The organism is Methanosarcina flavescens (assembly GCF_001304615.2).
Lineage (GTDB): Archaea > Halobacteriota > Methanosarcinia > Methanosarcinales > Methanosarcinaceae > Methanosarcina > Methanosarcina flavescens.
On record NZ_CP032683.1, the window covers coordinates 3064888 to 3085729 of the forward strand.

A 20842-nucleotide genomic window follows, 5' to 3' on the forward strand; every position below is an offset into this window, starting at 1 on the left:
AGACCTGTGTGCTGCCTTCCATCCATTTGAATGCTTCATTATGATTTGCAGCGAAATTATGTCCGAGCTCGTGTGCTATAAGAGCGGATTTTCCATTAGGAGTTGCATCGTAAGTCCCTGGTCCATCTACCATCTGAGCTATAGAATATGCTTTAGTTGAATCTCCAGTGTAGGTAGTAGACCTTCCGATAACATTGTCGGTTAAATCTTTTCCATAAAACAGTATTGCTAAGTCACTTCACTATTTGTTATATCACGATATGAAGGAATGTCAGATTTGAAAAAGTTTAGGATTTGTTATCCAGTTCCGGATGAAAGGTAACCATATTTTTTATAATTTGTAATACGGAAAACTACGCTAGCAGGTGAATATGCATTTCCTGCGTCATTGATCCTGCTTAAAATCTCAGCTTGGGCAGTGGAATCACTCCCGTATATATTTTTAAAATCTTGATCATAAGCTGGAAGAATATCTATGTATGTTGTACTCAGTATTGTGTAAGAATCAGATTCTTTAATGTTAGATAAATCTTCCAGAGATGATTGTTCTTCAACCTCACAATAATTGATTATTTTGTCTTCACGTTTTTTTATATTGTCAGAACTGAAAACAACAAGAATTACTTTTCCACCTACTGTTTTATTTGTTGCCTCAATAGCATAATAGGTACTTCCTACTTCAATATGTCCGATAAGAGCCTCATCCGACACAGCAAATCCTACATCACTGTTTTCTTCTCCAACAACTTTTCCTCTGTATGTATTGATTTTTGCTGCTGGTATAGCATAACTCCCAGTTTCGTTATCTATGAGAACTTTCGCATCATCATTTAGAATGTGAGTATTCTCAAGTTCCAAATCAAACTCTTTTCCGAGCAATTTCATCTTTACTCTACCATCTGTAACATCTTCCAAGAAGATATCTGGATTCGCAGTAACTGTTTCAAAGTTATCTAGTACTTCGGCAAAACGAAGGGAGGTTTTATCATAATTTACTTTTTCCAAAATATCCGAACTAGAATCAGTTGCTAGTGCTATTCCTGGCAAAATTAAGATACTCGCTAGTAGTGCTACAGCAAGCAAAGCGTATGTTCTAAACTTTATTCCTATTATCATTTATTTTTCCTCGTTCCTTTGCTCAAGAAGAAGAATTAGGCAAGCCTGAATACTTCAGAACTGAAATTATGCCTCCTGGCAAGTGGGGTTTTAATTTACTTTGCAACTTTTTTAATTAATACATTGTATCTGTCCACAATCATTATAAATTTTATTACTATGTTCTGTTAATTACAGATTAAAAATAATTACATATTTGAGGAGAACTGAAATGGGTATTTAAATATCAGTTAGACATTTTGGACAAAAATAATTTATAGAAGAGTCAGTGTAACTTATTCAAGCCTGTACATTCTTTATATCCTTGCGAAGCCCTTCCTAGAGACTGAATGGAGATAGAAAAGTTACTGGACAATGATTTGGCTATTTCCTGTGCGAGCCTAGAAGAATAGAGCCGAGCAATTCATGGGACCCACGAAAACCTCCGGAAATCCCAAAGATTTGTATCCGGAGGCTCTAATATAGGCTCTGTAAGCTATGTAAACGACTTATAACTCATGTTTTCTGATTCTAGGACAAAAGAAGAAACTCCTGAATGCCTGCGCTCACAGAAGTATTTAACAATATTACAGCAAATATTATAGCAGATATAGTAAAATCTTAATAAATTTTCAAGGTTTTATTCTGGAGCTTACCTTTAAAGGCGGATACAGGGAAGTCGGACGTTAGGTACAGTTTCTCACATATTCGCGGTTTTACCTTTTCCGGCTTTACCGCCATAAGAAAAGGCTTTTTAGAGTATCAGGCTCGTAAGTGAACCAGTTTTGCTCTTCCTTTCTCATCCGTGTAGTCCATGAATTGTTGAATTGATGTGCTCAATGAAGGATCCCGTGGGATATTCTTAAATATCAGAAACTGATCGACAACTCTAATTCGGTTATCCCATTTTGTTATTTCGTTTGCATCATTTAACGCCCATTTACAGGTAATGACAAGAGATTTTCCAAACGTCATACCTGGCTGTTTTTGTCATGCAGAATAATTTATGTGTAAATGATTGGAGACAAAAAATATGCTTCAATCGGATATATCAGAACAGATATTGCACATCCTCCTGTCTTTAGAGTGACACTCCTTCATGTGGTCTTTTGCATACCCCAGGTCAACAAATACTGCTTCACAAAACATACACGGATAAAAAGCTTCCATGTAAAAAATTACGTTTTGATACTATATAAAAATATTGTTTAAGATATGAATTAGCAATATTGTAATGTTTAGACACCAAAAATTCCTGATTCCTGTGCTCACAGAAGAATTTAACAAATATTATAGCAAATATTATATCAGATATTATAGTAAAATTTTAATAAACTTTAAGAAGGTCTTATTCTGGAGCTTACTTTTAAAGGCGGATGCAGGGAAGTCGGACGTTCGGGTTTTCTTGTGAATGGGGAGGTTCTGCTCGATTACGGGATAAAGGCAGGAGATATCCCGGAATATCCTCTCAACGGCATGGAACCGAAGGTTGTGCTTGTGTCACACGGGCACCTTGACCACTGTGGGGCTGTGCCCAACCTGATGTACCAGAATCCCGATGTTTTCATGACCCCGCCGACGGCAGAATTTACTTTTCTTCTCGGCAGGGATACCCTGAAGCTTGCAGAGAACACGCTGTCAGGAGTATCCCCTTTTGATCCGGATGACCTCCAGAAGCTTGGCAGGCGGACACAAAAAGTAGACTATAACAAGCCTTTCAAAAGCCACGGATACAGGATTTGCTTTTACAATGCAGGACACATCCCTGGGGCATCCGGCATCTTCCTGGAATCCGAAGCTGGAGAGAGCCTGTTTTATACCGGGGATTTCAACCTTCAGGAAACAAGGCTAGTGCCCGGGGCGGCTGAGTTTCCCGAAGCTGATACGCTTATTCTTGAGAGCACGTATTACGGGGAGGAACATGTCCCGAGAAAGGAGACCGAAGCAAGATTTATAGAATCGGTACTGGATACTGTGGACAGGGGAGGTACTGCTCTTATTCCTGCTTTTGCAATAGGCAGGACACAGGAAATACTTATGCTGCTTGATGCCCACGGAATTCATGCGTATGTGGATGGCATGGGCAGGGATGTGTACAAGATCCTTAAAAAGTACCCCGAATATCTGAAAGATCCGGGGCGGCTTGACAGGGCATTCAGACGTGCTACTCCCGTAAATGACCAGCATCGGGACTCGATCCTTAAAGAACCCTCAGTCATTGTTACCACGGCTGGGATGCTGAATGGCGGCCCGGTACTGTATTACCTGAGCCGGCTTTACAAAGATCCCAGATCAAAAGTCTTGCTTACAGGCTACCAGGTTGAGGGCACAAACGGCAGGCTGGCTCTTGAGCACGGGTTTATCGAGACCACATCAGATATTCTTACTCTGAAGCCCAGGGTAGAAAAGTATGACTTTTCCGCCCACAGCGGAGACAGCGAGCTCAAAAAGGTTGTGAAGGATTTTTGCAAAAAAGGCACTGAGAGAGTCTTTGTAATGCATGGGGATAGAACCGAAATTTTTGCAGAATGGATTCTGGAAGAAATCGGTGTGGATGCGTATGCACCTGCAAACGGACATACTTTTAGCTTTTAAGAAAAGCTAGTCTTCTCCTGAGAAGTTTCATCCCCTAAAAGTTTCAATAGCCTTTTTAGAAGCTTAAGGAGCTTTCTTTGTTTTTTATCCTCTTATCTTTTTATCCATATTGAAGATTTAATAGCCGCTTTTTGAGGCTTTCAGTAGTCGTTTTAACCTTTTAAAGCTCTGCTGGTTGTTAAAAACCTGCGAAATATTTAAACCCGGACAGTTCCAATACCTGAGCATGATTCTCAATCCTGAATCCGAAGTGCTTGAAGAACTTGCAAAGAGCATCCTCCTGGCTGCACGGACTGCCCCCAAAGCCAAAGGAATAGACGATATTGTAACTGCCCTGGTTGAGAAAGAAGACATTGAAGGGCTTGCCTCGGAAATGGAAAGGCTGGCAGATGAAAAAGGGTCAAGCTTTACTTTTCTGAAAAGAGATGCTGCAAATCTTCGAGATGCTAGGGCTGCAATTCTCATAGGGGTTAAAACCAGTGGTGCTGCAGGCCTGGATTGCGGAGCCTGTGGGTTTAAAACCTGTGCCGAGATGCTGGACCGGCAGAAAGTAGAAGTGGAGTTCAGGGGCCCTAACTGCATGCTCAAATATGTGGACCTTGGAATTGCAATCGGCGCAGCAGCTGCAAAAGCTAAAGACCTCTGTATCGACAACAGGGTTATGTATTCGATTGGCGCAGCTGCAAGGACAGCGTGCTTGATGGATGCAGATGTCGTTTTTGGAATTCCGCTCAGTATAACCGGGAAAAATATATTTTTTGATAGAAAATGAGAGTTTTAGAGGCTTCTAAGATCTTATAAAGATGATTAAAGCCTTTTAGAAGATGTTTCAGAATTTAAGAAAAAGAGGGTACACTTTATAAAAAAGAAATTTTCTGGCCATGTATCCCATTTGTCTGGCCAGAGTTATTTCTCTAAATCTTTTAAGCTCAGCAGTTAGAACTGCAGCGTTTTCATCCTTTCGACAGCTTCTTTAATCCTCTCGACTGGTTTTGTAAGGGCAAACCTGATGTAGCCTTCGCCGGTGTCTCCAAACCCGACTCCAGGGGTTGCAACGATTCCGGCTTCTTCGAGAAGGAGTTTAGCAAAGCTCATTGAGGTAAAGCCCTTCGGGACAGGTGCCCATATGTAGAAAGTGGCTTTTGGCGGCTTTACTTCAAGCCCCATAGCTGTGAGCCCTTCGATAAGAGCATCACGCCTTTCCTGATAGATTTTGTTTGATTCTTCAACACAGGCCTGGGAGGAGCACAGAGCTGCAATGCCTGCTATCTGAATGGCATCAAAGACGCCTGAATCCACATTAGATTTGACCTTATCGAGCCCCTTTATAAGATCCTTATTTCCAACCGCAAACCCGAGCCTCCAGCCTGTCATATTATAGGTTTTGGAATGCGAATAGAGTTCCATACCAATATCTATTGCCCCGTCGGCAGCAAGGAAAGAGGGGGCTTCGTACCCATCATAAGTCATCTGGCAGTAAGCATTGTCGTGCACGGCAATAATGTCGTGCTTTTTACAGAACGCAACGACCTTTTCAAAGAACTGCATGTCCGCAGTTGCAGCCGTCGGGTTGTTTGGATAATTAAAGAAGAACAGCTTTGCCTTTTTAAGGACGTCCTCCGGGATCGAGTCCAAGTCAGGCAGGAAATCATTCTCGGCAGTCAGCGGCAATGGATACGGTTCTCCGCCGGCAAAAAGCGCCCCTATTTTGTAAACCGGATACCCCGGATCGGTATAAAGTACAACATCCCCCGGATTGACAAAAGCGAGCGGAATATGTGCAACCGCTTCCTTTGATCCAATCAGGGAAAGCACTTCTGTGGCAGGGTCGAGCTCAATTCCTTTATATTTCTTACACCAGTCCGCTGCCGCTTTCCTGAAATTCTCCATCCCGGCATAAGAAGGATACTGGTGCGTTTTCGGATCACAAACAGCCTCCCGCATAGCCTCTACAATATGCGGATGCGTCGGCATGTCAGGGTCTCCCACGCCAAGGTCGATCACGTCAACTCCCCTGGCAATTAATTCGTCCCTAGCCTCGTCTATAGCCGCAAAAAGGTATGGGGGTAATGCATTGATTCGGTCAGAGTACATTGATAAAGTCACCTAAAGATGATTGGCATGAATAGTTTTCATAGTTACGGTAGTGGGAATATTAAAAGGTATGGGATAAAGGAATTATAAGCAGTCGAGTGATTTTTTATCTATGAGGATCAAATTAATTCAAAATATTTAACTTCTAGTATTTTAATCTGTTTCTAGAAAAATTAGCTGTAAGATAAGTGAACTGGATGGCCCGTATATTTGTGTCCTCTACATTTAAGGATCTGGAAGAGTGCCGTAGAATAGTTGGAATTTCTTGAGATAAAATTTGGGCTCTTTTCTTCCTCAGATGCTTCTAGCTTGACTAATTATATTTTATATCTCCAAACCCAATACTTCTATCATGTCTTCCTCATTACTTACTCCCCTCGCAATGCCCGTAATCGAAGGCATCCGAGTCCCCCTAAAATTCTACGTAGTGCTCAAAGAACCTGTACCTCTGGCTGGCATGTCTTATCCAGCCGTGAACACACCCTGGGAGAAAATAGGTGATGCAGGTTTCTCAGGCGTTGTCTGTCTCTGTGATTCTGAGGTATCTTATGACCCCTATCCTCTCAAAGTACTTTTTTCTGCGGAACTGGAAGACCTGCACTATGGTAATGCTCCGAATGATCCTGATACGCTGGAATGGCTTGTCAGGAAAGCAGCTAGTGTTGTAAAAAGAGAAATGGAAGCAGGAAAAGGCATTGTCGTCCACTGCGTGGGCGGGATAGGCAGAACTGGCACGGTGATTGGGTGTGTGCTCAGGGATCTTGGTTTTTCCGCGGATGAAGTAATAGATTACCTGGACAGGATAAACAAATCAAGGGGTTTCAGAGGATGGCCGGAAACGGAATGGCAGGCTGAGATGGTACGAAGATATTGATCTTATTCTAATAATATTCTATTCAGATGTCACTCAACCTTTTTTACTCAGGCATTGTAGGCATCATAAAGCTGCCAGACCCATATAATCAGCCATATTAAATATCCAATCCCGAAAATATGCAAAGCGCTGGTAACGATAAAGGCTATCCAGATACCCAACGCCTTGAGCAGATTTCCCTTTACAAGCTGACCAAGCCCAGGGACGAAAAAAGAAAATAAAGCTGGAATTCCGTGTGTTTTCTTGCAGTAATAGTTCATAAAGCTTACCTTTTTAAACGCTTAATAATAGTGAAATATAAGTAATTTGATAAGTAATTTGAGCAATTTAAGTAATTCAATAGTTTAAGTAATTTAAGTAACTTGAGTAATTAACTTAGAAAAATCACTCTCCTTTAAAAAGATCCTGTAAAACGATTTTCTTGACCTGTTAACTTGTTTCCTCATGCATTACCTGTTTTTCATGCATTATAGGCATCGTATACTTGTGCAATCCACACAACGAGGCCCATTAGTAATCCAATTCCTACAATGCTCATAAATGCACAGACTATCAGGGCTCCCCAGATGCCAACAGCCTTGGCTACATCGCCCTTTACTAGCTGTCCCAGACCCGGGACGAAAAAAGAAAATAGGGCGGGAACACCGTGTTTTTGCTTGCAGTGATTATTCATGTAATCACCTATATTTTCGCCTCTATTATAATAATTAAAATAATACTTATTAAACAGAGCATATAAATAGCTTGACCTGCAGGCTTTTGCTTTCTAACTTTTTGAAAAATATATCCCGAAATTAATATATATTATACTATTAAACTACGGGATATATTTTAACTGCAATCCAAAAAAGGAACCAATGTTTAAATTAGCTTTTCAGGCGAACTTTCCTGGAAAATATTGTTTTCCAACCTGCCAGCGGTATGGTTGTTGTTCTAATTTACAGGTTATATGGAGTATGGTTATGGATAAAGAGGACAGTAAAAAATCAATGTGGGATCATGTAAAATCCATGTGGTCCTCATTGCCAGAAGCTATAAGATTAATTGCTACAATTCTGAGCATAGCCATTGCTCTTAAGGCGCTTTTCCCCGTAGCTGCGCTAGAAATCAGCGGTTTTAACGCAGACCCAGAAATTATTGAGCCTGGTGGATCTTCAGTTTTGAGCTGGGAAGTATCAGGAGCGGACAATATCACAATAGAGCCTGGTATAGGTCCTGTAAGTTCGAATGGGTCACTTTCTGTATCTCCTTCCGAAACTACAGCTTATAAATTGACAGCTACCGATAAGGGAAAGGAAAAAGTGGCTATGTGTACGGTCACGGTTAGTAATGGCTCGGAAGAGCCCTTAATCATTAGCTCATTTGATTCAAATCCCAATTCCATCAAACAGGGCGAAAGTGCATTCCTGAACTGGCACGTTACCGGGGTTTCAAAAGTTACCATAGAGCCTGATATCGGAGTTACTGAACCTACAGGAACACTGAACGTAACCCCGGCCATTACCACTACATACAAGCTTACAGCCTCTAACGGTGATAAAGAAGATGTTGCTTACTGTACCATTGCTGTTGAAGGAAACGCTTTATCCTCCGAGAATGTCCCTTCGTCAGAGCTTCCATCTTCAGAGGAAAGCCTGACCCCTCAGAAAGATACAGCGCCTCAGGAAAATTCGGCATCTGAGGAAAGTCCAGCGCCTGGAGAGAACCCGTCACCAGAGAATCCAGCTCCAGGAGAGAACTCTGTTCCTCAGAAAAATGCAGGATCTCAGGAAAATCGGGAATTTCAAGAAAATCTGCCATCCATAGACTCTTTTAATGCGGTTCCAGATGCTATTAGGCAGGGAGAAAATTCAGTTCTAACATGGAGTGTATCCGGGGCTTCGAAAGTCTCGATATATCCCGAAATAGGAACCGTAGGTCTCACTGGAAGCCAGCGTATCTCCCCTGGTGAAACCACGACTTATACCCTGACAGCCACAAATGAGTTAGGGAGTGTGGATGCAACCAGAGTCGTATCTGTACAGGAGGCTTTTGCACCTGCTTCTGAGGAACAGGTTTCTACGCCCTCTCCTGAGTTCATTTCAAAACCAGAGCAACTTTCGCCTGCTGATGGTACCATATTTGATGATTCCACATCTAGGATTACATTGAAATGGAGACCTGTTCCAGGTGCGGCAAGTTATACGGTAGAAATCGATGAATATGATCCGGGTTCCGGTTTATGGCTTTCGGAATCAACCGGCTCTAGGATAGAATCCGGCATGACAGGAACGAGCTATTCATTTGAGCCTCAGGTTAAGGCACGAGGGCGCTGGCGTGTATGGACTGTCGGTTCTGATGGTCAGGAAAGTGAGAAGAGCAGCTGGTGGAATTTCAACTACAAATGAACCCCCGATGTAGAGCAATATTAAAAGATTTTACCCAGTTTGGTTATATAACCTATGCTAAATATATAACCTGCGAGATGCCGGAAATTTAGATACATAATTCCAGTAAGAAAAAAACATAAGTAAGTAGAAGACCTACCAGGATATGATTTGCAGAAAACAACCCTTAAATTCTCCAGAATGGGACCCCCCTGCCCCTTCAACAGTCTATATCAAAATAAAAAATATTCCATACGAAACATTCAAAACGCGGCTGAATGAGGGGCTGGTTACCACTGAGCTTGACCAGATCAGGTACCGGCTGGAAAGGCGGATTTACTGCTGTGGGATCTGTTCCAAGCATGTTAACGGATACTGTGTTATTACAAACAGGAAAGTTAAGCCCGAATGGATTTGCAAGGCTTTTATGCCGAAAGAGGAATTTATATACCTTGATGCTAGACCTGACTCTGAAGAATCCCCGGATTTCAGGTATCTCTCGGAAATCAGGCTTTGGAAAAATCACCCTGAAGATGAAATTCCGGGAGAAAACTGCCAGGAACGCGCAGAGAGTCTCTATGAGGAAGGAGTGGTTCTTTACAGGCAGGGCAGGCTCAGGCTCGCACTTGAGGCTTTCGATACGACTCTTTCCGAAAATCCCAGGCATTTTCCAGCCCTTTTTCATAAAGGAAATACCCTATTGAAACTCAAACGCTATGAAGAGGCTCTTGAAACATTTGAGAGAGCTTCACTGATAAATCAGAATCATCCGGGTCTCTGGACCAATAAAGGATTTGTATCCTTGAAGCTCGAACGTTTCAGGCAGGCATTTGAAGCTTTCGAGAAATCTATCTTCCTGAACCCGGTACAGAAAAACGCCTGGAAAGGAAAAGACGCCGTGCTTGCCCGGATGCGCCAGTGCGAAGAAGAGTTGAGGGAATTTGAAAAAGCTCTGGAAAAGAATCCTGAGGATGCAGGCATCTGGTTCGAGAAAGGCAAACTGCATTTAAAGCTCGGAGAGCTTGAGAAATCCGGGGAGGCTTTTTAGAAAGCCCTTGAGGAGAAACCCGGGAATGCAGAGGCCTGGCATCTCAGGGGAAAAGTATTTTTCGAAACCGGTTCGGAAAAAGCAGCCCTGCACGCATTTGAAAAAGCAACCCGACAAAAACCGGATTTTCCAGATGCCTGGTATGAAAAAGGAAGGGTTTTTCTTAAGCTTGACAATCCGAAGGGTGCGGAAAACGCTTTTAAGATCGCAGCTGCTCTGTGGGAGAGCAAGGGAGCCAAAGCAAAGGCTGAAACAGCCCTCGTGAAGGCTAAAAGCCTGGCTTTGGGGAAAGGTGAATTTTCCAGGAATTGAAAAGTAAAAAGAATACTCATCTCATAGATTTTGTTTCTGCCTCTTTTAGATAAAGGATTTCAAATAAACAAAATTAAAGGAAGAAATTACCCCCTTAATTCACAAAGACAAAAATAACGCATTAAATTAACAAAATATTATTACCCATTAACTGATTTTTTATTCACTGATTCTCCGTCAACTAGAAGCGTTTTGTTTGACTGTAATCTATAAGTTCTTATCCCAAGTCCGATTAACAAATAAAGAATTGTAGTGACAATTCCAATGATTGGGGAAATAAGAATCTCTTTTCCTGCTACAACATTAATAAAACCTGATATAATTAAAGGATTTATTAGCGAATCCTCTACCATATGTAACACAACGCCCGACCAGATCGATTTTGTTACCCTGTAAAGCTCAATAAACATCACTGCCCAGCATACCATTGTTATAATCATGAAAACGGTAATTGTAGCTCGGCTGCCCGGTAATACTGTCTGGAGATCGGTTTCAGGTAAAAAGACAAGATAGTATGGAAGATGCCAGATTCCCCAAGTACCGCCAACAATGAGATATATTTTCCAATCATTAAGATTTAATTTTAATAGTTGAGAAGTTAGATAACTATGTAAAGGGGCACCGTCAAAAATATTTTTAATAAAATTAAATAATAGGGTACTGGAAAAAACTATGGTTAGAGTCCTGAGGTCGAAGGTTGATAAGTCAATCCACTTTGCTGTAACTCCGATTATCAGAACAAATGCTGTTACAACAGGAAAAATCAAAGCAGCAATCAAGTACCATTTTATGTTTCCTTTGATATTAGGCTTGAAACCGAAATCTTTCCAGCTGTCTTAGAGAATATAGTGATTACAACTGCAATCAACATAGGCGATACCAACCATATCCCCATGCCAGGAGAATCACCATCTGGTTGCTCGGGAAGAGTAGAGTCTACAAGAACACCTATCCAACCACTGAGAAGAACAAGAATAATAAATATGACGGTATTACGAAAAACTTTTCTATCCAAATAAATCTCCCCATTAAGCAAGTTTAAAATTTTTATTGCGAAACATTTCCCAATTAAAACTTAATTGCACTAATATCCGCGTTCTCTCATTCTACCAAGCTCACTAAACGGATTTTTCGTGTTTTTCATATTAGCAGCAGTTACAATAACATTAGCCAGCTTAATGCAAGTGCTTTTACCCGAGGGAATATAATTTTTTCTATTGTATATCCAATAAAATTATGTTGATTTTTAGTACGACAATTTTTTTAGAACGTTATAGGCATAGTTAACTTAGCTACAAATATTATTAAGTTCTAATACCTCTGATTAATAATATTTATATTGTTTATCAATCGGGCAAAACTTTCGAAATGCTCGTACAGAGAACAGTATAAGAATAAAAATGAAGTTATAACCAGTTAAAAAGAGGAAATTCTTGCTTAATGATTGAACAAGGAGGCTTTGCACCACAATGAAAAAAAGAGGCTTTAGACCTGATAAAAAGGAAAAAATTAGTATTGTCTTCGTTAAAGAGGTCTGACAAATGGGATACCACAGTTTTAAAACATATGTAAAAACATGTGTAAAATATGTATTATTTTTTATATTTTTAATAAATCTGGTTAGCACTGCACATGCAGATACAGGCCGACTTGTACATTATAACTGGACTGAAGATAATGGAAATACCATAATTGACAATTCGGGGCACGGAAATGATGGTATAAACAACGGCACTACAACCTTTATTCTATCAACAGGGGGGACAGCCAGACATTTCAACGGACAAAGCAGAATAACAATACCCAACAATGATCAACTGGCATTTACTGATCCGCATATTACATTTGGGGTATTCTTCCGTTATAATTCCAGCAACCCGGCTCGCAATACATATCTGGTTTCCAAAGGAAATACTGCGTTCAGGATCAGCATTGACCATACAAATTCCATGCTGACATACAGTGTTTATGCCGATGGTCATCCTATTCACGCCTCAAGTGGGACCCGTATACAGCCCAACAAAGATTATGAAGCTATTGTCACATATAATGGGTCTCATGCTCAATTATACATCAATGGACTTGCTAACGGGCGAGGGGTAGATTATGCAGCAGAGGCTTTAGGTCCGAGCTATATAACCGAGAACTGGACAATAGGATCCTCCTCCGACAATACATACGGGCTAAACGGGACAGTATATGCTTTTCATTTATATAACCGAACACTAAATTCGTCCGAGATATTAGATTTATACGCAAATGACCTCCGCAGTATACAGCATTTAAGACCAGGAGGCATTGCTCTATCCTGGGACGATTCAGGGCATATTCAATCCTGTTATCGATATTTAGATATTTTCCAGAAGTATAATGCCACGTGCACGATTAATGTAAATGCAGTAAGTACCCGGGCTGAGGCTGCCCGTGAGTTAGAAGAACTGGAAGCACTGTATTCAGCAGGATGGGAAGTAGCTCTGCACGGGTACAATCATAAAGACTCAGTTAGGTTTTTAAGTAATAATACTCCTGCAACATGGCTAGATCAGGAGATATTCCCTAATATTGTAGAAATTACCCGTTATGGCTATCCGATTTATACCTTCGCATATCCTTATTCAAGCAGAAATGCAGTTACTGATGCAACAATAGCTCCTTATTTCCGGACGTTAAGGACGAGAACCCCTACATTAGTAAACGGCAATATAAATGAAACAACAGGCGCTTACTATAATTGGGACGATACCCAGCTTCTGTATGGCGTCGAGATTGACGACCAGGCTGTTGGTGCCAACCTGCAGTCTATAGAAAACGGAATCGACTATGCAATAAAAACCGGAAGCGTGCTGGTACTGTTTGGACATGCGATTACTCCTAATGTCACCGGACCATACCAGATCTCAACAGCAAGGCTGGAATCAATCCTGAACTATACCAGTCAAAATGGCGGAGTATTTTATCATATGGGAGATCTTGGGAACTCATCCTGGAAACAGGTGCCCAGGTTTTCGAATGTGACTGCAAATTTCACTGTTTCTGCAAATAGTATATTTGCCGGGGAAAATGTGACGTTTACAGATTACAGTATAAACCATACAACCGGACTTCTTGATTTTGGGGATGATTCGCCTGCAAGCAGTGTTACAAATATTACTCACACATATATATCACCCGGTATTTACACGGCTAATCTAATGGTATCAAATGATGTTTCCACGGATTTCATGCTCAAGAAAATCACGGTTGTACAGGCTGCTGCTCCGGTTCCGGATTTCACCAGTGATTGCACAACCGGACCCAGACCTTTGACTGTGACTTTCAATGATGCATCAACCGGACTTCCAGCAACCTGGTCATGGGATTTCGGGGACGGGAATAAGTCAGCATCCCAGAACCCAACTCATGAGTATTCGAAAGCCGGAAACTACTCAGTTACATTGACCGCAGCAAACAGCATAGGATCAAACTCTATAAAGAAAGTAGATTACATAACAGTATTGCCACAGCCCCCTTCATCTGATTTCTGCTCAAATGTAACGAACGGAGTTATTCCGTTAACGGTTCAGTTTAATGACACCAGTACAGGATCTCCGGCTGCATGGAAATGGGACTTTGGAGACGGAAATGTTTCATCCGAGCAAAATCCAGTACATACGTATTTTTCAGCAGGAACCTATAACGTTAACCTGACAGTGAACAATATCGATAGAAGCTCTTCAAAAACAGCTACAATAACCGCGTTTGGAAGTGATAGTTCAGGCGGAGGAAGAAGCAGTAGCGGCGGAGGTGGGGGTGGTTCCCCTGAACCTGCAAAGAATATAAAAGTAAAGGAACTTTCCCAGGCTTACGTTGCAGGCGGAAAGCCTGTAAGGTTTGAGTTCCCAAAGAACGTTACTGCTATTGTTTATTTAAGCTTTGATGCAAAGAAGACGGCTGGCAGGACAACTGCTATTGTTGAGATGTTGAGAGATAAATCCACACTTACACCCTACATACCCGAAGGCGAAGTCTGTGATTACCTTAATATCTGGGTAGGAAATGGTGGATATGGAAGTGATGAAGAAAATCTAGAAAATGCAGTCATATGTTTCAAAGTTGACAAATCCTGGATTCAGGAGAAAGGCGTTGACAAAACTTCAATTACCCTTAACAGGTACGATGACAAAAAATGGAGTGAACTTCCAGCTACCTTGCTCAGAGAAGATAACAGATACCTGTATTTCACAACCGAGACCCCTGGATTTTCACCTTTTGCAATAACAGGCAAGCTCACAGCAAAAGAGAATTTGTTTGAAATTCTGCCTGAGCCTGAAACGGAAAATCCAGAATATCACACACCGAATATAGCAGCAGATGTTGGACACGCTCCTGGGAAGAAGGAAAAAATCACAGGCATTCCTGGATTTGAATGGACTTACTGTATTATTGGGCTGCTTGCAGGATTTGGTGTATGAGAAAGCAAATAAAATGAAACAGTTTGAATTAGATTGCAAGGATAATTAATCCTGCTGTCTAATTTTACTATTTAACTAATCATTTTTAAGTTATTTAAGCTTGTCAGAGTCCTGTTTTCAAAATCTGCTTAAGAAATTTATCATTTCTGGTTTTATTACTGTATCAGACAAAGAGATGTTTTCTCGGAAGAAAATCTCACTTCTGAGGTTAGTTCAGCGGCAATAGATAGTGTTGCTTAGTTCAGTATTGTTTAATTCTTTATTTATTGAGCTTGCCTGCAAAATGAAGTGAAGCCAACACACAAAAAAATGACTTATTGGCTTGAGCCCTTTCAACTCATGGCAAGATTGTGCTTCATATCTAATCCGAGGCGACAACCATCAAGCAACCGTATCAGAGCATTATGTCCGCAGCAGAGTGAATCCTCCGGATATTGCTCATCTGACTTCTCAGACCCTTTCCGGCTGCTGCCCGTGCCATAGGATCGGCATCCGCAGGCAAATCGAATGATATGCCAGTAAGTGACTCAACCAGCGCTATCGGCGCTTGCCATGTCTTGAACTCATCGTCGAAGAACTCCATGCTCTCCAGATAATTCTTCTGCGTGCGCAGGTAGGCAGTGGCGCTGAGCTTTCCATTTTTATTGACGAATGCCACCACTTTCCAGAAGTCGGCAGGCAGGAGGTACTCATTGCGGTAAATCATATCATCTTCACGGAAGACGGGACCGGTGAATACTGATATCTTCGCATCGGCATTATCTGCGGTCTTCAGTATGTAATCTTCTACTTCGAGCCAATCACGCTGGTTGAGGCGCCCATGCTGAGGCGCGCAGTTCGTAAAATGGAACGTATCCTCTCCAGCTTCCTTGGCATTTGGTCCCCAGCAGGGATCCAGCCTGCGAACCAGATGTCCACGGTCAAGTGGATTGCCTTCATACAATTTGGGTCCAGCCTGATACTTCAGGTCAAGACGAGGATCAAAATACCATTTGTCGCGACCGCGTTTGATATTCTCCAGTTTCTTGCCGTCAATATTTACCGCGGTGTAGAATGCCAGCCTTCGATCAACATTCATCACAATTGAGAAGTGCAGGTAGGTAAGAATCTCGCTCCCGTCCTTGAGTTTTGCGACTTTGGACCGGAGATTATCAGCCAACCTTGGAAGGGGCAGATGGTGCAAAGAACCAAGGAAATCGGGGTCGTAACCATCTGCCAGGCGGTAATGTTCCACGGGCAGTTCTCCCAGCTCCGTTGCTATGCTGGGAATGGGTTCTGGGGCGGTTATGATCGCAGGTCCAACTGGACCAGTGCCATGGCTGCGAAGCCTGCGCAAAGCTTCAGCCACCATTGGCTCGTTCTCGCTGCGTGATTCCAGTGCCTGGAAAATGCGGCTGATGCGCACGCCCTCATTGGCCACCCAGGCTATGGTGCTGGGATCATCAATGCCTTCTCGATAGAGGTGACCATCTATCTTGAGGATGTTTCCCTGGGCATCTCTCATCGGCACTCCTGAGTGGTGCAGGCCCACAACCAGCCACTGATCATTGAATATGGGAGAGCCTGAGGCTCCGGGTTGAGTGTCAGTTACATAGTGCAGCCAGCTATCGAAGATATCTACAACCTCGTTCTCCCGCAGGCAGCATTGCTTGAGACCACCCTCAGGATGCTGAATGATGGAGACATATTCGCCGATTTGGACCTTGCCTGTGGCCTCCACGAGGCGCAGTAACCCATAATCGGTAAGCTCTGTCCCTTCTGTGGAAACTGGAGCCACGGATACAAGTGTGAAGTCCATTTCCGGATCGGTGACGAAAATTTCGTCGGGTCGCAGGTCGAAGGATTTGGATACCTTTCGTCGACCGTTTATATCCTGTTCAAATTCGAACTCGGCAAAACTCTTCCTTGCCAGCTCTGCTGTATAGAGTACATGGTTATTCGTCAGAAGCAGATTTGGGCCGACAAGAAAGCCAGTGCCATAACCCTCTGGTCTGCCTAAGGGATTCACGACCTGAATCCTGCAAACTGGTCTGGCAGCGAGCAATCCAAGTTCTAGATAGGAGATGCCGACAAGATCGCTCTTTCCCATTATCCTCTCCAGGGCAAGTCCATCATCTGGTTTAAGAAAGATCAGGCGCTTCTCTATGGGTTGTGCCTCTTTCAAGGGCCTGATGATTTCACGTCTGAATCTCTTGCGCGGTCCCTCCGCTTCAGCAGCTTTCTGCCGGCTATAATACCTTTCAGAGGCTTTTCTCTGTTGGTCTTCTTTTCGGGCATTTTTAAACATATTTTCCCCCAATCATATCCCACAATTTAAAATAATTATAATTTTAAGGAGCCGATTTTGAATCTAAGATGATCTGTTAATATAATCTGAGTATTAAATTACTTATTACATGATATATTATCTAAATTATATTACCATTGCCATATTTAAATAAAATATTATAAACCATGAATATAATTATTTCGAGATATAGATAAGTATAAAAGATTTGTTTCTTTTAGGCTATTGTCTAGATATGTGTTCCCAGAATGGGAACTGCACTACCTTTCATATACCCAGAAACCTCTATATGCCCCAGATCAGGAATGCAGAAAAAAAATAGTTGAATAGTTATAAAGGAAGTATGAGGTAGAGTAATCATTTTACTATTTTAATTATTATGATAGGTCTTTAGGAATACATTTGGTCATCTGGCTATGAATTATTGCCTGGTTTCAGCACGAGTTTCTAAAAAATTGTAATATCAATAAGTTTGAAAAGTGCTTATTGAAGCCATCTTTGTCGTAAAAAACAGTCACTGAACTCGCCTGATCTTTAGAGAAACCCTCGCAAATTCAAACCGAACAATCCTTAGGAGGAGTACTTTTACCTTCCCCTTCTTACGGGCTGTCTGGCTTCCGTTCGGCGGCTGAAATAAAAGTTTGATTTAATTAATCCCTCGAAAACTGTCAGATCCCTACCTTTTGAAATTATGTGGTACCTACCTTTGAAACTATACGGTACTTACCTTTTGAAACTATAGGGTACGTTTACAAATATGCATGTGTCACATAACGCCGCATCATCCTGTGGCTATTGAAGTAATAAGCTATCATGGCTATGGAATTATTTATCAGTCTAACCCAATCATCCCTGCGTTCGTAATACATGGGAACTATGATGTAATACAGCTTATTGTAAAGGTCGCTAAGTTCGGCTGCTCTTGCTTCTTCTTCGGAAAGCTTTTCATCGGGCTGTGGGCCCATTGCCCAGCCTGTCACACCTTCTATCCAGCCTTCTATCCACCAGCCGTCAAGTACACTGAAATTTACAACACCATTATGGGCAGCCTTCATACCACTTGTGCCGGAAGCTTCGTAGGGGCGGGTTGGGGTGTTCAGCCAGAGATCGACTCCGGAAACCATTTTTGCGGCAAGATCCATATTGTAGTTTTCTAGAAAGGCAATTTTTATGTCTTCTCTCAGGATTTCCATGCTTTTGAAGATCTCGCGGATAATCTGCTTCCCTGCCTCGTCACGAGGATGGGCCTTGCCTGCAAAAATAAGCTGAATTTTGCCTCGTTGGTTTATTTTCCTGAGCATATCAAGATCGGATAGGACAAGGGTCGCACGCTTATATGCAGTCATGCGCCGTGCAAAGCCGATCGTCAGAGCCTTATAGTCCATACCCACGCCTGTCCTCCGGTTAACCTCATCAATAAGGGCTTTTTTTGCGTTCCAGTGAGCTTCCCATATCTCACTGTCTGGGATTCCGTCTACCCTCACCAGAAGTTCAGGCTCATTTGCCCAGCCGGGCAGATAGCGGTCATATAATTTCCTGAAATAAGGAGAAGTCCAGGTATATGAGTGGATGCCGTTTGTGATCGCCTGGATCTGGTAGCCAGGGAAGAGTTCTTTTGAGACACGGCTGTGCCTTTTCGTAACTCCATTGATATAGTTCGACAGGTTAAGAGCAAAAAGACTTGTGTTGAAACGATCTGCTCCTCCAAATCTTCTGAGGATATCCACATCATTTTTATCTTGAATAAGTTCTTCTACAAGCCCGTAATCAAATTTGTCGTGCCCGGCTTCTACAGGAGTATGCGTGGTAAAAATGCATAGTTCCTTAACCTTCACAGGGTCCGTGCCATTGCGCTTCAGGAGTTCCAGGGCAAGCAAGCTAGAATGTCCTTCATTCATATGGTACTTCCGGACTGTGAAACCCAGGGTCTCAAGCATCCGTACTCCCCCTATACCGAGTACTATTTCTTGCTTTAGCCTGTAGCGCTGGTCTCCCCCATAAAGAAAGTCCGTAATTCTACGGTCTTCCCATTCGTTTCCCTCGACATCAGTATCAAGGAATATTATGGGTACGCAGCCTCCTGTAAGGCTTTTGCAATTATACAGCCAGGCTTTAATTTTAACGTCCCGGTTCTGGATTTTAACGCTAACCTCTTCTGCCAGAAGCGTCATGAAACGGGCAGGGTTCCACTCTTCGGTATGTTCTATCTGATTTCCAAACGGATCAAGAATCTGCCTGAAATAACCTTTATTGCTAACCAGCGTTACTGCTACCAGCGGAATGTTCAGGTCTGCGGCCGAGCGAATAGTATCTCCTGCAAGTACACCTAATCCTCCCGCATAAGTCGGAATTTCACTGCTAAGCCCTATTTCCATAGAAAAATAAGCAATCTTCTGTCCTTTCAACACTCCTTGAAGATCGTCCATATATTCAAACTCCGCTCTTAATTTTTATAAGTTTATCTAAAAATATCATCGGTTACATTAAGATAATCCCAAATGTACTACTATAAAAAGTTTTAAGTTTTGCCAATTAAACCGAAAGCTTCTTAAAATATTCATAACATACCATAGTAACTTATAATATATGAAAACTGTGATAAATATTACAATGAATGAAGCTTATTACAATATTTGATAAAAAGAAATATAAAAATTATCTACGGTTATTTATGTTACTCTTATTTTTTGTTTAATGCGTATGCCCCTGATAAACCTGTACTTTCTTACCTTCGAGACTCTGGCTTTAGTTTTCTTTCTGGTCTGTCTGCAAAATGCATGTCAACGAGGTTTCTGGGTAGCCTGGCAACTTCTTGCCGGGTGTTCTTCGGCTTGCTTCTGGAATGGGCTACAATCCAGCAGCTCAATGCTTACGAATACGGAAGCTTTCTGGTAATGCTCGGGTCTGTCCCTGTAGTCATTGGGGTGGCATGGGGAACTATTATTTATAGCGTTCGCTCCTTTTCCGATAAAACCAACCTTCCAGAATGGGCACAACCTGTGCTCGATGGTCTGACGGCCCTGAACATCGACCTATCCGTGGACGCAATAGCCATCCGCCTGGGCATGTGGGATTGGGGAGGAGGTCTTGATTATCAGTACTTCGGCGTTCCTTACAATAACTTCTGGGCATGGTTCTGGGTTGTGTTCTCATTTTCAGCAAGCCTTCGATTGCTATCAAAGCTCCCTAGCTTCTGGGGACGCTGGTTCTTCCCTGCAGGAGCTATTTTCTGCGGCACCACGGGTGTGCTTATTACCAACGAGCTAATTACCAACATTCCCAATGAATTGATACATTATGCTACTATCATTGCAGTTTTAGGAAGCGCTCTGCTATTGATTTTAGTATTACGCCCAGAAGTCTCGACTCAGCCCCAGGCTACATTTGTCTTTCTTGTGCCTCTCGGATTTCATGCTTATTTCCTGATAGCAGGATTAGTCTCAAGCGCTATCCTAGACCCACCTTTTCTGCTAGTGGTAAGTATAGTTATGTGCATAATAGCGCTTTGACTTCATCGAAATGCCCTAAATAACTGGTATCGGTCGAATGCTATGGTTCCTGAAGATACAGGCAGTAGCAGGAAAGGAATATAATACTTTTAAAAAGACCTGATAATTATATTTTTACTTTTTAAAAACCAGTAAATTCCAATTTTATTTATATATTTTTCTTTAATTGTCTATTTTTGTCACAGATTCCTTCTCATATCTTCTCTTGCTA

General features: G+C 42.1%; 16 protein-coding genes. 8 read left to right on the plus strand and 8 right to left on the minus strand.

The features are described from left to right. Window positions 1–297 precede the first annotated feature (297 nt). Window positions 298–1116: a hypothetical protein gene (locus AOB57_RS13430; protein WP_167829637.1), complete on the minus strand. Its 819-nt coding sequence runs from the start codon at window positions 1114–1116 to the stop codon at window positions 298–300. Between the two features lie 1332 nt (window positions 1117–2448). Here AOB57_RS13430 and AOB57_RS13435 point away from each other — a divergent pair. Both AOB57_RS13435 and AOB57_RS13440 read left to right on the plus strand, forming a co-directional pair. After that, complete coding sequence (locus AOB57_RS13435) at window positions 2449–3690, plus strand: MBL fold metallo-hydrolase (RefSeq protein WP_054299546.1); 1242 nt, start codon at window positions 2449–2451, stop codon at window positions 3688–3690. A 226-nt stretch (window positions 3691–3916) separates the two neighbouring features. Then, window positions 3917–4462, plus strand: a complete 546-nt coding sequence (locus AOB57_RS13440) for a ferredoxin domain-containing protein (RefSeq protein ID WP_054299547.1) — start codon at window positions 3917–3919, stop codon at window positions 4460–4462. 164 nt (window positions 4463–4626) lie between these two features. Here the strand turns inward: AOB57_RS13440 and AOB57_RS13445 are convergent, their stop codons facing one another. Beyond that, the gene (locus AOB57_RS13445) at window positions 4627–5784 is read right to left on the minus strand and encodes an LL-diaminopimelate aminotransferase (RefSeq protein WP_054299548.1); all 1158 of its coding nucleotides are present in this window, start codon (window positions 5782–5784) and stop codon (window positions 4627–4629) included. 352 nt (window positions 5785–6136) lie between these two features. On the opposite strand from AOB57_RS13445, the gene AOB57_RS13450 reads away from it, so the two are divergent. Beyond that, on the plus strand, window positions 6137–6658 hold the full coding sequence (locus tag AOB57_RS13450) for a protein-tyrosine phosphatase family protein (RefSeq protein WP_054299549.1): 522 nt from the start codon (window positions 6137–6139) through the stop codon (window positions 6656–6658). A gap of 47 nt (window positions 6659–6705) precedes the next feature. Here the strand turns inward: AOB57_RS13450 and AOB57_RS13455 are convergent, their stop codons facing one another. Next, window positions 6706–6918: a hypothetical protein gene (locus tag AOB57_RS13455; RefSeq protein ID WP_054299550.1), complete on the minus strand. Its 213-nt coding sequence runs from the start codon at window positions 6916–6918 to the stop codon at window positions 6706–6708. Between the two features lie 200 nt (window positions 6919–7118). Then, window positions 7119–7331, minus strand: a complete 213-nt coding sequence (locus AOB57_RS13460) for a hypothetical protein (RefSeq protein WP_054299551.1) — start codon at window positions 7329–7331, stop codon at window positions 7119–7121. A 289-nt stretch (window positions 7332–7620) separates the two neighbouring features. Between AOB57_RS13460 and AOB57_RS13465 the strand changes: the two genes are divergently transcribed. The 3 genes from AOB57_RS13465 to AOB57_RS14710 all read left to right on the plus strand — a co-directional run bounded on the left by AOB57_RS13465 (window position 7621) and on the right by AOB57_RS14710 (window position 10384). Next, window positions 7621–9045, plus strand: coding sequence for a hypothetical protein (locus AOB57_RS13465; protein ID WP_054299552.1), 1425 nt, complete (start codon window positions 7621–7623; stop codon window positions 9043–9045). A 145-nt stretch (window positions 9046–9190) separates the two neighbouring features. Next, on the plus strand, window positions 9191–10072 hold the full coding sequence (locus tag AOB57_RS13470; protein WP_226999522.1) for a tetratricopeptide repeat protein: 882 nt from the start codon (window positions 9191–9193) through the stop codon (window positions 10070–10072). Window positions 10073–10159: 87 nt separating this feature from the next. Next, entirely contained in the window at window positions 10160–10384 is a 225-nt protein-coding gene (locus tag AOB57_RS14710; protein WP_264371752.1) for a tetratricopeptide repeat protein, read from the plus strand. Window positions 10385–10524: 140 nt separating this feature from the next. Here AOB57_RS14710 and AOB57_RS13475 read toward each other — a convergent pair whose 3' ends face one another. Both AOB57_RS13475 and AOB57_RS14715 read right to left on the minus strand, forming a co-directional pair. Continuing rightward, complete coding sequence (locus tag AOB57_RS13475) at window positions 10525–11163, minus strand: CPBP family glutamic-type intramembrane protease (protein WP_226999523.1); 639 nt, start codon at window positions 11161–11163, stop codon at window positions 10525–10527. Window positions 11164–11171: 8 nt separating this feature from the next. Next, entirely contained in the window at window positions 11172–11399 is a 228-nt protein-coding gene (locus tag AOB57_RS14715; RefSeq protein WP_226999524.1) for a hypothetical protein, read from the minus strand. A 526-nt stretch (window positions 11400–11925) separates the two neighbouring features. On the opposite strand from AOB57_RS14715, the gene AOB57_RS13480 reads away from it, so the two are divergent. Continuing rightward, on the plus strand, window positions 11926–14835 hold the full coding sequence (locus AOB57_RS13480; RefSeq protein ID WP_054299553.1) for a PGF-pre-PGF domain-containing protein: 2910 nt from the start codon (window positions 11926–11928) through the stop codon (window positions 14833–14835). 394 nt (window positions 14836–15229) lie between these two features. On the opposite strand, the gene AOB57_RS13485 is transcribed toward AOB57_RS13480, so the two are convergent. Then, entirely contained in the window at window positions 15230–17134 is a 1905-nt protein-coding gene (locus AOB57_RS13485; RefSeq protein ID WP_226999525.1) for a DNA/RNA non-specific endonuclease, read from the minus strand. Between the two features lie 737 nt (window positions 17135–17871). Next, window positions 17872–19548: an alpha-glucan family phosphorylase gene (glgP, locus tag AOB57_RS13490; RefSeq protein ID WP_054299555.1), complete on the minus strand. Its 1677-nt coding sequence runs from the start codon at window positions 19546–19548 to the stop codon at window positions 17872–17874. Between the two features lie 351 nt (window positions 19549–19899). Here glgP and AOB57_RS13495 point away from each other — a divergent pair, with 351 nt between their 5' ends. After that, complete coding sequence (locus AOB57_RS13495) at window positions 19900–20631, plus strand: carotenoid biosynthesis protein (protein WP_226999526.1); 732 nt, start codon at window positions 19900–19902, stop codon at window positions 20629–20631. Window positions 20632–20842 lie beyond the last annotated feature (211 nt).